The organism is Streptomyces sp. NPDC091292 (assembly GCF_044757265.1).
In the GTDB taxonomy this organism is placed as follows: domain Bacteria; phylum Actinomycetota; class Actinomycetes; order Streptomycetales; family Streptomycetaceae; genus Streptomyces.
In genome coordinates, this window is sequence record NZ_JBIVUQ010000003.1 from 176,501 (window position 1) to 191,295 (window position 14,795).

8 protein-coding genes are annotated in these 14,795 nt (G+C 69.2%); 6 read left to right on the top strand and 2 right to left on the bottom strand.

Features of this window, described 5'->3' with window-relative positions; all coding sequences use genetic code 11:
• Positions 1-431: 431 nt before the first annotated feature.
• On the bottom strand, positions 432-1,010 hold the full coding sequence (locus tag ACIQNU_RS12135) for a Uma2 family endonuclease (RefSeq protein ID WP_401364720.1): 579 nt from the start codon (positions 1,008-1,010) through the stop codon (positions 432-434).
• Positions 1,011-1,455: 445 nt separating this feature from the next.
• Between ACIQNU_RS12135 and ACIQNU_RS12140 the strand changes: the two genes are divergently transcribed.
• The 6 genes from ACIQNU_RS12140 (at position 1,456) to ACIQNU_RS12165 (ending at position 14,007) form a co-directional block, all read left to right on the top strand.
• Positions 1,456-4,902 carry an AAA domain-containing protein gene (locus ACIQNU_RS12140; protein WP_401364723.1) on the top strand — a complete coding sequence of 1,149 codons (3,447 nt, stop codon included), beginning with the start codon at positions 1,456-1,458 and terminating at the stop codon, positions 4,900-4,902.
• 162 nt (positions 4,903-5,064) lie between these two features.
• Entirely contained in the window at positions 5,065-7,110 is a 2,046-nt protein-coding gene (locus ACIQNU_RS12145) for a thioredoxin domain-containing protein (RefSeq protein ID WP_401364726.1), read from the top strand.
• A gap of 213 nt (positions 7,111-7,323) precedes the next feature.
• Positions 7,324-8,715, top strand: coding sequence for a glycosyltransferase (locus ACIQNU_RS12150; protein ID WP_401364729.1), 1,392 nt, complete (start codon positions 7,324-7,326; stop codon positions 8,713-8,715).
• Positions 8,652-10,274, top strand: a complete 1,623-nt coding sequence (locus ACIQNU_RS12155) for an ArnT family glycosyltransferase (protein ID WP_401364732.1) — start codon at positions 8,652-8,654, stop codon at positions 10,272-10,274. The genes ACIQNU_RS12150 and ACIQNU_RS12155 overlap by 64 nt, the downstream gene beginning before the upstream one ends.
• Positions 10,271-11,557, top strand: a complete 1,287-nt coding sequence (locus tag ACIQNU_RS12160; RefSeq protein WP_401364735.1) for a glycosyltransferase — start codon at positions 10,271-10,273, stop codon at positions 11,555-11,557. The genes ACIQNU_RS12155 and ACIQNU_RS12160 overlap by 4 nt, the downstream gene beginning before the upstream one ends.
• On the top strand, positions 11,554-14,007 hold the full coding sequence (locus ACIQNU_RS12165; RefSeq protein WP_401364738.1) for a galactose oxidase-like domain-containing protein: 2,454 nt from the start codon (positions 11,554-11,556) through the stop codon (positions 14,005-14,007). Before ACIQNU_RS12160 ends, ACIQNU_RS12165 begins: the two co-directional genes overlap by 4 nt.
• On the opposite strand, the gene ACIQNU_RS12170 is transcribed toward ACIQNU_RS12165, so the two are convergent.
• On the bottom strand, positions 14,004-14,741 hold the full coding sequence (locus ACIQNU_RS12170; protein WP_401364741.1) for a Mut7-C RNAse domain-containing protein: 738 nt from the start codon (positions 14,739-14,741) through the stop codon (positions 14,004-14,006). The two genes, ACIQNU_RS12165 and ACIQNU_RS12170, sit on opposite strands and share 4 nt — an antisense overlap.
• Positions 14,742-14,795: the final 54 nt, after the last annotated feature.

Here is a 14,795-nt window from a genome sequence, read left to right on the forward strand (position 1 = left end):
GGGGTCGGTGGCGGTATGACGTGGAGGCGGGGAATGAATTTCAGCGCACCTGATCGAATGTTCAAGGTCTGGTCCTATTCGGTAACGCACAGGTCTCTACTCCTGCGTAGCGATTCCGACCTCGCACTCCGGCCGGCGCCACGGATCGAACTGTGCGCGGACAGCGTTCAGGTCATGTTTCTCCGACCTTTGATGCGAGGGCTGGCAGTCCGAAGGGTCTCGAATGATGAGGAGGCTGAGGAACTGGCGCGAAAGTATGATATCCGAGAGAACGTGGAATTCATTTTTCTGGCGGAGTCCGCCAGCGGAGAAGGGCTTATCGTCTCCGGTATTCCGTCCTGGGCGAAGGCGACCTGTCCCATTGATGCACCGTCGCTCTTCTCTCGATCTGGTGAGACCCATAGGTACGCCGACGGCTCGACCGGTCAGATTCAGTGACCAATTGGGCCAAGTCCAAGGTCGACTGTGACGGAGAAGGGCGCGACGGCTTTGACCACGCCGGTGAAAACATCGCCTTCCCGGTAAGTCCTGTTGGCTGGATCGAGAACGTACGTGTAGACGATCGGAACGCCAGTGGCAGCTTGCTCGATACGCCAGTAAAAGGGGATCCCGGCTTTGGCGTACTGATCCACCTTCACGATCCGGTCAGTGGTCTCCGAGTCGGGCGACACGACCTCGATCACGAGGAGCACATGCTCTGGACGAGTGGGTGTGAGGTCGATGGTCTCGGCCCGGTACACGGTGACATCCGGACGACGATTGGTGAGGGGCACGTCTTGCAGACGGACGTCGAAGTCCGTATCAGCGTTCCAGTCAGGACCTGCGGCAGCGTCCAGGGCGTTGGCCAGGATTCGAGCCAACCGGTGGTGCCGCTTGGACGCACTCGGGTCCACCACGACCATCCCGTCCACGATCTCAATGCCTGCGCACTGCTCCTCGGACCAGGAGTCGTACTGCTCCGCGCTGATCTGCGTGTGCATCCACGCGGGCGCGACCATCTCTGCGGTCATGGCGTACCCCCTTCGAGGATGTCCGTCAGGTCCGGAGCTGCTCGACTCGACGTACTGAGCATCCCGGTCGGCACACCGGCGCAGGACAGGAGCAGAAGCCCATCCACCCCGAGAGCGACCTCTGCACAAGTGGGTGGACCGGTTTTGACGGCCACCTGTGTCGCCACAAGCCGACCCAGCGAGCCAGGTGCTCGTCTTGCAGCAGTCGCCAGTGGCCCGACCGGGCGAAGGACAGGTTCCGAGGGGCCACGGCACGGACACCGTCCAGTGGATCGGATTCTCAACGTGGCGTGCCGTCCGAACGGCGGTGCCTGGATGCCCGGCGGCCTCGTAGGGCCGTGAGTTGCATGACAAGCGCACACGGGGAGTGATCGGCATGCGATAGTCGTCGGAAGTGGCGTTGTTGTGTCCAGGTGGGCCAAGTGGGGGAACGTTGGCGCAGTGGATGGAGCAGCTGGTCCAGGCAGTGGACGAGGTGCTGGCCGGTGAGAGCCGCGCCGGTGGCCGTTCGGAATCCCCAGGGCACACGCGGGTCGGGGACGTGCACTACCTGGAGGACGGCTGGTACGGGTTGCCCACCTATGCGAGCCGGATCGATCCGGACGACCTCCAGGACATGCGGCTGGCCACCGGGGCTGGGCCCGAGGATCGGAGGGGCCGGTCGTTCACTGTCCTCGGCTGGCGGGTCGAGTCGGAGCGGGTCCGCCTCCAGGTGGCGGCCCACGCACCCCAGACCGGACTGGCGCTATGGGCGGTGCGGCGCCCGCCTGATTTCCTGCTGCGCTCGCTGCGCGAGGCGCTGGCAGGCATGCCGGACCCCGGACTCGCGGAGCGGCTGGTCGGCGGCCGTATCGACACGGTCGCGCCCGCGGACAGTTCGGCCTGCGGTGGTGTCCTGAAGGGCGGTCAGGCACAGGCTTACCTGGCCTGCACCTCTCCGGGCCTGCGGCTGATCTGGGGGCCGCCCGGCACCGGAAAGACGACCGTGCTGACCCGTGCGTTGAGCGACCTGGCCCTTCGGGGCAAGCGGGTCCTGCTGGCCTCCGGCACCAACGTGGCGGTGGACAACGCGCTGGAGGGGGTGCTCAAGGAACGCGCTTCCCTTCCGCCTGGCCTGATGGTCCGGGTCGGCTCTCCCGCGCTCCGTCACGTGGCCGAGGACCCGCGAGTGTCGCTGCCCTCGCTGGTGCAGGCGAAGGTGGCGGAGGCCGAGCAGGCAGTGGAAGAGATCGCCGAGCGACTCGCCGCCTCGGCAAATGATCCGGCGCTGACGGAATTGCGCGAGACGGAGAGCCGACTCACCGGTTTCGACCCCGACATGTACGAACAGGCCAAGGGTCGTCTTGCTCACGGCGCTCTGGTGGAGCGCCTCGCGGTCGAACTGGAGGCGGCCGAAGCGGGCGAGGAGGAAGCCCTGACGCGGAGTGAGGATGCCTCCGACACGCATCGGGAGGCGCGAGAGCGCTGGGAGAGCTGGGCGCCTCAGCGGGCTTTGCTGGAGCAGGCGGCGCAGTGGCTGACCGAGATCGAGAAGGGGGAGCAGAGCCAGCAGCACCTGCGAGCCGCGCTGTTCGACGCCGAAGCCGCGCTGGCTGCGCTGGACACGGAGGAACGTGAACTGGACGGGCGAGGTCGCCTCAGGACCAAGCGGCGGCGTGGCGAGATCCAGCGCGAGCGAGCTGAGCAGACCCGACGCCGAGCTGCCCTCCAAGCGCAGGTCGCGCAGGCCGCCGAGACCTACTCCGCTCATCATGAGGTGCTGCGCCGACGCATCGGCCAGGCGCGGGCCGAGGCCCATCCCGTCGATGACGCCGCGCTGAGCCTGCAACTGGCCCTGATCGATTCGACCGCCGTCGATCAAGACAAGGTGGACCGGGATCTCACGATCGCCCGGCGGACGACCCAGGCCGCCGGGCATCGACTGCGGACGGCCCGGCAGGACCACCACCCCCGGCCCGGGGACGCCGATCTGGTAGCAACCTCCGAAAGCGCCGGACTGCCCCAACTAGCTGTACGGCTGCGGAAATTGAGAGTTTCCTGTGCCGGGCGACTTTCCATCCAGAAAGAGTTGGAGCGCGAGCACGAACGTCTTGTACGGGAGTTGGGACGGCGACGCTCCCAGGCCGAGCCGGAGATCATCCGCGGGGCGAGGGTGGTGGCCACCACCCTCGCCCGGTTGCGGCTACACCGGACCGTGGCCGAGGGGCCTTACGACGTCGTCCTGGTCGACGAGGCCGGGGCTGCGCTGTTGCCCGAACTGATCGTCGCGATAGCCAAGGCCAAGGAGACCGTCGTCCTGTTCGGCGACTTCTGCCAGCTCGGCCCGGTTATGCCCAAGCGCGTGCCGAAACAACCAGAGCTGGGTCGGTGGATCCGCATGGACTGCTTCGAGTGGACGGGCATTCGCACGCCGGCCGATGCGCTGGCGCACCCTGGTTGCGCGGCGCTGCTCACCACTCACCGGTTCGGGCCCGACACCACCGACCTGGTCAACCGGATCGCCTACGGCGGTACGCTCAGGTCGACGCGTCCGGTGCGGGATCGTGCCCTCGACCCGGAGATCGTTCTGGTCACCACCGACGGGCTCGGCGAGGGAGGCGACGGAATCGCCACCGTGCGCCGGGTGGCAGGCGGAACGGGCCGCTGGTGGGCGGCCGGCAGCCTGCTGTCGACCGCGCTTGCCGAGCGCCACCACGACGAGGGCGAGAGCGTCGGCATCGTCACGCCGTACAAGGTGCAGGCCCAGGTAACGCATGACTGGCTCCACGACCAGGGCCGCCTCTTCCGCACCCCTGCGGTGGAGGTAGGCACGGCGCACCGCTTCCAGGGTCGGGAGTTCGATGTGGTCATCCTGGACCTGGTGGAGGACGGTGCGCTTCCCGGCTGGGTTGCTGCCGGCGATTTCAAGGACGCGCGCCCCTTCCCCAAGGACGGGGCCAGACTCTTCAACGTGGGTGCGACGCGGGCCCGCCAGCGTGTCTACGTGCTCGTGGCCTGGGACGCCCTGGCCAGGGCGGCGGACGGAACAGTACTGGGCCAGTTGCGGGACATGGCGAGAGCGGAGCCCGAGGCGCTGGTGCGCGGTGTCCGTTCCGATCAACTCCTCGGCCTGCCCTCTGGCGAGTCGACGGGGCTGACCCCGTTGCAGCATGAGATCTGGCAGGCATTCGAAGGCCAGGTCCGATACACCGCAGTCCATGACGAGGACACCTATTTCCCGGACGCCCTCGATGCCATGGACCAGGCCCGCCACAGCATCTGGCTCTGGTCCCCCTGGTACACCAAGCGCATGTGGGAGGTTCTCTCGCGGCTTCAGGACGCGCGCCGCCGTGGTGTGCGGATCCACCTCTTCGTCACCAACGAGAGCGACAGCCTGCTGCAGGGCCAGCTGGCGAACCCGGCCACCGCGGCCGATGCTCAACGCCGACTGCCGGAACTCAAGGCGGTGGCCGACACTGTGGTGGAGATCAAGGACATGCACCAGAAGATCCTGGTGATCGACGAGCAGCTCTGCTTCCTCGGCAGCCTGAACACTTTGTCCCACGCACCCGGCAGTCAGGGCCGACGGGAGATCATGGTCCCGTTCCGAGGACGTCGCTTCGCCCGTCACATCCTTGACCACGAGAACGCCGACCTACTCCTCCACCCACCCACCTGCCCCGACCACGGGGGCCAGGCCGAACTGCGCAAATTCACCATCCCGCCCAAGCAGCGCCCCGTACGGACCTCGCACACGACCAACCACCCGGCCCAGCGCTACTTCGCCTGGGCCTGTCCGGCACGCACCACCGTGACCAAGCCCGACGGGTCAACTCGCACGAGCGGTTGTCCTCGCCGGAAGGCTCTGCGCGTTGACGAGACCGGTTACTTGGGGAAACAGCCGCCGCTTTAGCATCCCGGCTGCTGCTGCCTCGCGTCAGTGCTCGGGCGCCTGAACTGCCCGCAGCCGGTGTCCCGCAGAAAGGTCCACTACTCGGCAGATCCATTCGCGGACCCTGTAGAGGCAGGCCGGGTTCCACGTTCAAGGTCGGGGCGCTGTGAGAGGCTGGAACGTATGAACCGGCTGGCTGGTGTGACCTCGCCTTATCTGCTTCAGCATGCCGACAATCCGGTCGACTGGTGGCCCTGGACGCCTGAGGCTTTCGAGGAGGCGCGGCGGCGGGACGTGCCCGTTCTGCTGTCCGTCGGCTACTCCGCGTGTCACTGGTGTCATGTCATGGCGCACGAGTCCTTCGAGGACGAGACCACCGCCGCGGTCGTCAATCAGCATTTCGTCGCCGTCAAGGTCGATCGCGAAGAGCGGCCCGATGTCGATGCCGTGTACATGGAGGCCGTGCAGGCCGCCACTGGGCAGGGTGGGTGGCCGATGACCGTGTTTTTGACGCCCGATGCCGAGCCGTTCTACTTCGGTACGTACTTTCCGCCCGAGCCCCGGCACGGGATGCCGTCGTTCCGGCAGGTGCTCGACGGGGTGTGGCAGGCGTGGGAGGGGCGGCGCGGGGAGGTCGCCGAGGTCGCCGGGAAGATCACCCGGGACCTCGCCCAGCGCGAACTTACCTTCGGGGGCGGGGAGATGCCCGGCGACCAGGAGCAGTCGCACGCTCTGCTCGCGCTCACCCGGGACTACGACTCCTCCTACGGCGGATTCGGGCAGGCGCCCAAGTTTCCGCCCTCGATGGTCATCGAGTTCCTGCTGCGGCACCACGCCCGCACCGGGGCCGAGGGCGCCCTCCAGATGGCGCTCGACACCTGTGAGCGGATGGCTCGCGGTGGGATCTACGACCAGCTCGGCGGAGGGTTCGCGCGGTACTCCGTCGATCGGCAGTGGGTCGTGCCCCATTTTGAGAAAATGCTTTACGATAACTCCCTTTTGTGCCGGACCTATGCCCATCTGTGGCGCTCCACCGGGTCCGCGCTTGCCCGCCGCGTCGCCCTGGAGACCGCCGACTTCATGGTCCGCGAACTCCGCACCGCCGAGGGCGGATTCGCCTCCGCCCTCGACGCCGACAGCGAGGAGCCCGGTGGGTCGGGGCGGCACGTCGAGGGTGCCTTCTACGTCTGGACCCCCGAGCAGTTGCGTCACACACTCGGTGCGGAGGACGCGGACATCGCCGCGCACTACTTCGGCGTGACCGACGACGGCACCTTCGAAGAAGGCTCCTCCGTGCTCCAACTCCCGCAGAGCGACACCGTGTTCGACGCCGAGCGGATCACCTCCGTACGGGAACGGCTGTTCGCCGCGCGTGCGTTGCGTCCGGCGCCGGGGCGCGACGACAAGGTGGTCGCCGCCTGGAACGGGCTCGCCATCGCCGCCCTCGCCGAGACCGGCGCCTACTTCGACCGGCCCGACCTCGTCGAGGCCGCTACCGCCGCCGCCGATCTGCTCGTACGGCTGCACATGGACGAGGCCGCCCGGCTGTCCCGTACGTCGAAGGACGGCCGGGCGGGGGCCAACGCCGGGGTCCTTGAGGACTACGCCGATGTCGCCGAAGGCTTTCTCGCGCTGGCCTCCGTGACCGGTGAAGGCGTGTGGCTGGAGTTCGCCGGGTTTCTGCTGGAGCACGTCCTGGACCGGTTCACCGGCGACGACGGCGCGCTGTTCGACACCGCGTCGGACGCCGAGCCGCTGATCCGGCGCCCGCAGGACCCGACGGACAACGCGACCCCGTCCGGCTGGTCGGCCGCCGCCGGCGCACTCCTTTCGTATGCGGCCCTGACCGGCTCCGAGCGCCATCGGACCGCGGCCGAAAGGGCGTTGGGCGTCGTCAAGGCGCTCGGACCGCGCGCGCCCCGCTTCATCGGCTGGGGTCTCGCGGTCGCCGAGGCCGCGCTCGACGGACCCCGCGAGGTCGCCGTCGTCGGCCCCGCGGACGACCCGGCCACCAGCGCGCTCCACCGCGCCGCACTCCTCGGCACCGCGCCTGGCGCGGTCGTCGCCGCAGGCGAACCCGGAGCGGTGGAGCTGCCGCTCCTCGCCGATCGCCCCCTGGTCGACGGGCGCCCGGCCGCGTACGTGTGCCGGAACTTCACCTGCGACGCACCCACCACCGACGTCACACGGCTGCGGGCGGCCATCGGCGGGCGGGACACCGTCGCGTAGCGCCGGTGATCGTCTACGCACGATCACGTAGTGCTGACCGGACGAACCAGCCCGATCACGACAGTGCCGGATACGTCGTACTTCCGAACGCCACCCACCGAAACAGGCTATTTATCGGAACAGCACCCCGGTTTCACATGGCCCCCCTAGTCTCTCCGCATCGGTGGGGGGTGTGACGCGTCGTCGCACCACGGGGGATCTGGGGGGATCCAATTGCTTACGTCTGTCTTCGTCGCGTCCATTTCGCTTGCCCTTTTCTGGATGGCCGCCTTCACGCTGTGGTGGCAGATGCACGCCTGGCGGACACCGGAGACGCTCGCGTCGACCCGGTTCGGCAGCCCGGAGAGCGGCGGCGCGCTGTCGTTCTCGCTGCTGCTGCCCGCGCGCCACGAACAGGCCGTGCTCGACCACACCATTCAGCGACTGCTCGAATCGAGCCACACGGACTTCGAGATCATCGTCATCGTCGGACACGACGACCCGGAGACCACGGAGGTCGCCCGGGGCGCCGCCGCCCGTGACCCGAGGGTGCGGGTCGTCGTCGACACCCACACGCCCAAGAACAAGCCGAAGGCGCTGAACACGGCGCTGCCGCACTGCCGGGGCGACATCGTCGGCGTGTTCGACGCCGAGGACCAGGTCCACCCGGCGCTGCTCACCCATGTCGACCACGCCTTCCGCTCCACGGACGCCGATGTCGTCCAGGGCGGGGTGCAGCTCATCAACTTCCACTCCAGCTGGTACAGCCTGCGCAACTGCCTGGAGTACTTCTTCTGGTTCCGGTCCCGGCTGCATCTGCACGCGCAGAAGGGGTTCATCCCGCTCGGCGGCAACACCGTCTTCGTACGGACCGGGGTGCTGCGGGCGGCCGGCGGCTGGGACGGCGAGTGCCTGGCCGAGGACTGCGACCTGGGCGTACGGCTGTCCAGCGTCGGCAAGAAGGTGGTCGTCGCGTACGACTCCGCCATGGTGACCCGGGAGGAGACCCCCGGGACGCTGATGTCCCTGCTGAAGCAGCGCACCCGCTGGAACCAGGGCTTCCTTCAGGTCTACCGCAAGAAGGATTGGCGGCAACTGCCCACCACCGGGCAGCGGTTGCTCGCCCGGTACACGCTGATGACGCCGTTCCTGCAAGCCTTCTCCGGGGTGATCATCCCGGTCAACGCGGCCGTCGCGATCTTCCTCGACGTGCCGGTCGGGATCGCCTTCCTCACCTTCCTGCCGGCCGTCACCGCCCTGGTCACCTTCGTGTTCGAGCTGGTCGGCCTGCACGACTTCGGCAAGCAGTACGGGCTCCGCGTCCGGTTCACGCACTACGTCAAGCTCGTCGTCGGCGGCCCCTTCTACCAGGTGCTGCTCGCCGGGGCCGCGATCCGTGCCGTGTGGCGGGAGCAGCGCGGGCGCAGCGACTGGGAGCTGACCAGCCATGTGGGCGCCCACCTCAACGCGGGCTCCCTGAACGCGGGCTCCCCGAGCGCCACTTCCGTACACGCCGAGACCACCCGAGAGGACGTCCCCGCGCGACCTCCACCCTCACCGCGGTGGACACCCCTGACATCCAGGGTGTTCCCGCGCAGCGCTCCCGCGTGTCCAGGCGCGTCCTGACGCGCCGCCCGGTCGTCCGCTTCCGCCGCTCCCCGGCCGATCTCGCCCTGTGCGCCGTCCTGTTGGCGGCCATCCTCACCGTCCAGGGCTGGAACATCGCCGACTATCCGGCGCTCAGCGACGACGAGGGCACCTACCTCGCGCAGGCGTGGTCGGTCCAGCAGGGCACGGGGCTCGCCCACTACACGTACTGGTACGACCACCCGCCCGTCGGCTGGATGCAGATAGCCGCGCTGACCTGGGTACCGTCCCTCCTCAGCCCCGAATCGATGACCGTCGGCACCATGCGGATCGCGATGCTCGTGGTCAGCGCGGCGAGCGCGGTCCTCCTCTACGTGCTGGCCCGGCGGCTGTGGCTGCCGCGCTGGGCGGCGGGCCTGGCGATGGCGCTGTTCGGTCTGTCGCCGCTGTCCGTGGTGCTCCAGCGGGAGATCTTCCTCGACAACATCGCCGTGATGTGGATGCTGCTCGCGTTCTGCCTGGCCGCGTCGCCGAGCCGACATCTGTGGCACCACTTCGGCGCCGGGATCGCGGCGGCGACCTCGGTGCTCAGCAAAGAGACGATGCTCCTGCTGCTGCCCGCGCTGCTGCTCACCATGTGGCGGCACAGCCACCGCGACACCCGCAAGTTCGCGCTCACCGGCGCGATCACCGCATGCGCCCTGATCGGCCTGTCGTATCCGCTGTTCGCCCTGCTCAAGGGCGAGTTGCTGCCGGGCGTCGGCCATGTGTCGCTGTGGGACGGCATCACGTACCAGATGAGCCGCCCCGGCTCGGGGTTCATCCTCGACCCGGGCTCCGGGTCGTACGGGGTGCTTCAGTCGTGGCTCTACTACGACCGGGTGCTGCCGATCGGCGGGCTCGCGGGCGCGCTGCTGCTGCTCGCCACCTGGCGCTGGTCGGTGACCGCGCGGGCGCTCGCCGGACCCTCGCTCGCGGTCGCCACGCTGGCCCTGGTCGCGATGCGCCCCTCGGGCTATCTGCCCGCGATGTACGTGGTGCAGGCGCTGCCGTTCCTGGCGCTGGTCCTCGCCGGAGGCGCGGCGAGCGTCGCGCACGCCGTGCTGAGAAAGGGCGGGCGGCCGGACGAACGGCAGGTCGTACGGGGTGTACGGATCACGGTGGCGGCGGTCCTGGTGGCGGCGGGCGCCGCCTATGTCGTACCGCGCTGGTACGACGGGAACCACACCGCGGTCACCGCCGACGCCAACGCGCCCTACCGGCAGGCCGCCGCCTGGATGGCGACCGAGGTGCCCGACCCCTCCACGACCCGGGTCCTCGTGGACGACGCGCTGTGGCTGGATCTCGTGCACGCCGGTTACGCACCCGGCCTCGGCGCCATCTGGTTCTACAAGGCCGACCTCGACCCGGCGGTGACGAAGACGCTGCCCGACGGCTGGCGCGACCTCGACTACGTGGTGGCGTCACCGACGGTACGGCGGGACGCGGTCGACCTGCCCAACGTCAAGGCGGCGCTGGAGCATTCGACGGCGGTCGCCACCTTCGGCGACGGCGAGGACCGGATCGAGATCCGGCGGATCACGGGGGGCGACCGATGACGGGGTACGAGGGCGGGGCGCCGCGCGAGCTGGGGGTGCCGGGCGAGTTGGGGGCGCCCGGCGAGTTGGGGGTGCCGGAGGGGCTGGCGGACGGGCTGGCGGAGGACTTGCCGGAGCCGGGCGCCGTCACCGTCGTGGTGCCGACCTTCAACGAGGCGGGAAACGTACGGGAGTTGCTGCGCCAGGTCACCATGTCGGTGGAGTCGCGGCTGCCGTGCGAGGTCGTCTTCGTGGACGACTCGACCGACGACACCCCGGCGGTGATCACCGAGGCGGCGCGCGACTGTCCTTTTCCGGTCACGTTGATCCACCGGGACAAACCGGCCGGCGGCCTCGGCGGCGCCGTCGTCGAGGGCATCCGGGCGGCGACATCGGACTGGGTCGTCGTGATGGACGGCGACCTCCAGCATCCGCCGTCGCTGCTGCCGGAGTTGGTCGCCGCCGGTGAGCGCGCGTCGGCGACCCTCGTCGTGGCCAGCCGCTACACCAAGGGCGGCAGCCGCGCCGGACTCGCCGGAGGCTACCGGGTCGCCGTGTCGCGGGCGTCGACCTGGCTGACGAAGGGCCTGTTCCCGCGCAGGCTGCGCGGCATCAGCGACCCGATGAGCGGATTCTTCGCGATCCGGCGCACCGCCGTCACCGCCGACGCCCTCCAACCGCTCGGCTACAAGATCCTCCTGGAGCTGGCGGTGCGCTGCCGTCCCCGTACGGTCCACGAGGTGCCGTTCGTGTTCCAGGACCGGTTCGCCGGGGAGTCCAAGTCGGGCGTCGCGGAGGGGCTGCGGTTCCTGCGGCACCTGGTCGGCCTGCGCACCGCGTCGCCGCTGGCCCGCATGCTCGTGTTCGGGCTGATCGGACTCACCGGTTTCGTGCCGAACCTGGCCGCCCTGTGGGGGCTCACCCACGCGGGCCTGCACTATCTGCCCGCCGAGATCATCGCCAACCAGGCGGGCGTCGCCTGGAACTTCCTGCTGATCGAAATGCTGCTGTTCCGGGACCGCAGGCAGCACCGGCACTGGGCCGACCGCACCGCCCGGTTCGCGCTGCTCGCCAACGCCGATCTGGTGCTGCGGATCCCGCTGATCGCCCTGTTCGTGAGCGCGTGGCACCTCGCGGTGCTGCCCGCCACCGCTCTCGCTCTCCTCACCACCTTCGTCCTGCGGTTCGCCGGCACGGAGGCCCTGGTGTATCTGCCGCGCCGCACCCGCAAGGACCGCAAGACCGGTGCCCCCAACGCCGACAGCACGAGCCGCACCGGACCCACCTCCAGGAGCACGGCATGACACGTACATCCACCCGCGTACGGTCAGGCGTACGCACACGGTTCCGCCTCGGCGGGCGAAGAACGGCGGCCCTCGCGGGCGTCGCCGCCCTCACCGCCGGACTCCTCCTGACCTCACCGCAGTCCGCGTCCGCCGCCAACCTCATCAAGAACCCCGGCTTCGAGACCGCCGGTACGGACGGGATGCCGTACTGCTGGGAGAAGTCCGGGTGGGGTGACAACGACTTCACGTTCACGACGGTCGCCGACGCGCACTCCGGCGACCATGCCATGAAGGTCGAGCTGACGCGGCGCGTGGACGGCGACCGCAAGGCCCTGATCACCGAGTCGGCGGCCTGCGCGCCGGTCGTCCAGGAGGGCAGGCAGTACGACCTCGGGCTCTGGTACAAATCGACGACGCCCGATGTGTCGGTCACCCTCTTCCGGCACGACACGGTGGCAGGGTGGCAGTACTGGACCGACCTCAAGACCCTCCCCATCAGCGTGAATTGGTCGCAGGCAGAGGTCCGTACGCCCGAAGTGCCCCCCGGCACCGACCAGATCACCTGGGGCGTCTCCGTCTACGGCACCGGGTCCGTCACCACCGACGACTACACGATGCAGGACGTGTCGCCCACACCGCCCGACCCGGTGTGCACGGGCACCCCGCAGGAGTGCGCGGACGGCCGGTGGGACGTGCTGCCGACGCAGAACCCGGTCCGCTCGATGCACTCGGTCGTCCTCAACAACGGCAAGGTGCTGCTGATCGCCGGATCGGGCAACAGCGAGGAGATGTTCGAGGCGGGCACCTTCACCTCGGCCGTGTACGACCCGGTGGCGGGCACGTACAAGACGATCCCCACACCGAAGGACATGTTCTGCGCCGGGCATGTGCAGTTGTCCGACGGGCGGGTCCTGGTGATGAGCGGCAACAAGGCGTATCCGGCGGCGGACGGGTCGCACGGGTACGAGGGGTTCAAGGACTCGTACCTCTTCGACCCGGTGTCGGAGACGTATCAGAAGACGAACGACATGAACGACGGCCACTGGTATCCGTCGGCGACCGCGCTCGGCAACGGGGACGTGATCTCCTTCGGCGGGCTGCGCGAGGACTCCACAGGATCGGTGACCGCCGAGCGGTGGTCGGCGGCCGAGGAGAAGTGGCTGCCGCTGTGGCAGGTGAACCAGACCTGGTCGTACTGGGGTCTGTACCCGTCGATGATCCTCATGCAGGACGGACGGCTGTTCTACTCGGGCAGCCATGTCTTCGGCAACGGCACCCCCGGAACCGGCTCCTCGATCTACGACTACGACGCCAACACCGTCACCGATGTGCCGGGCCTCCAGCGCAAGGACGAGCGGGACCAGTCGGCGAGCGTGCTGCTGCCTCCGGCGCAGGACCAGCGGGTCCTCACGCTCGGCGGCGGCAACATCGACTCCAACCCGGACGCGAACCGGCTCACCGACCTCATCGACCTGAAGGCCGCGAACCCGGCGTACGTGGCCGGGCCGCCGCTGCCGCAGGGCACCGTCGACCTGGGCGCGGGCAAGCAGCCGCAGACCGGGCAGATGGGCAAGATGTACGTGTCCGCCGTGCTGCTGCCCGACGGGAAGGTCCTGGAGACCGGGGGCGCCCTGCACAACCGGGCCGACCCCGTCTTCGAGTCGTCGCTGTTCGATCCGGTGACGGAGACGTTCGACCCGGTCGCGGCCGACCCGGAGGCGCGCGGCTACCACTCGTCGTCGTTCCTGCTGCCGGACGGCCGGGTCATGTCGACGGGCGACAACCCGGGCAACGGCACCTGGAACCACAACGTGTCGATCTACACCCCGCCGTACCTGCTGAAGGGCCCCCGCCCGCAGATCACCTCACTCATCGACAGCGAGTGGCAGTACGGGGACACGCAGCGGATCACCGTGGACCGGCCGATCGCCAAGGCGGAGTTGATCCGTCCGGCGGCGGTCACGCACTCGTCGGACCCGAACCAGCGGTTCGTGGACCTGCCGCTGACGGTCGACGGCAACAACATCGACCTGAACGTGACGAGCAACCCGAATCTGGCGCCGCCCGGCTGGTACATGCTGTTCGCGGTCGATGCGAACGGGGTGCCGTCGGTGGCGAAGTGGGTGCACCTGGACGGACCCGCCGCGCTCTCCCGGGCCGCCGCGTCGCCGCACGTCCACGACTTCGCGGACGCGCCCGCCGCGCAGGCCAAGAAGCCGCAGAAGAAACGGAGTTCGGTCAAGGTCAGCCCGACGCTCTCCGGCTGCGACCGGCACTACGGCTCCGCCAACGTCTGCGTCCCGACGGACTTCCCACCGACGGTGAAGGCGACGACGGCCGCCCGCTGCGACTGGCTCGCGAAGAACGACTACGGCCGTCTGAAGGTCAACGGCAAGGACGATCCGCTCCGCCTGGACCCGAACGGGGATGGTGTGGCGTGCGGAAAGGGGGATGTGCGCGGGCGCTAATCAGACGGGGTTCCTTGGGCTCCGAACTCGGCGAGGGCGTCCGCCACCATCTGTTCCAGACGGTCGTGGTGGGCGCCCCGCCAGTACACGCGGGCGCAGTCGGCGCACTGCGCGAACACGTCGTACGAGCGCTGGGTGCCGCCTTCGAGCAGGTCGGCGACCTCGTCCCTGGTGGCGGTCTTGAGGAGCCCGTTGCAGGCGGTGCACCGGGTCCAGGGCCGCAGCTCGGGCGCGAACCGGCCCAGTACGTCCCGGAGTTGGTCGTCAGGCCGGTCGCTGTAGACATAGGCGCCGGCCCACAGCTCCCGGCGGCGCAGCAGCCCCCGGTCCCGGCTGAGCAGGACCCGCCGCTCCTCGGCCGACCGGGTGGCGAGCGCCGGGTCACCGATGTCGGTGGACTCGTACGCGGCGTCGACACCGAGGACGCGCAGCCGCCGGGCGAGGGTGCCGAGGTGGACGTCGAGCAGGAAGCGGAGGGGAGCGCCGGGGATGTGCTGGGGCCGGTCGACGGCACGGACGTCGACACGGTCACCGGGAAGGGGCACGTAGGCGGGCGGAGTGGCGCGCCCTTGTACGAAAAGCCCGCCGACCTCGGTCAACGGCACCCCCATCGACTCCACGACATGCCCCAGCGAGGACACCCCGTCGACCCGTACGGGGGTGCTTTCACCCCGGCGCCCGACGAACACCCCCAGCTCGGGGGCGACTTCCACGACGATCTCGAACCCGTTCACGGGGTCAGAATGCCACGGGGGCGCGCGGCGACTAATGGAGTATCGCGCCCCGAA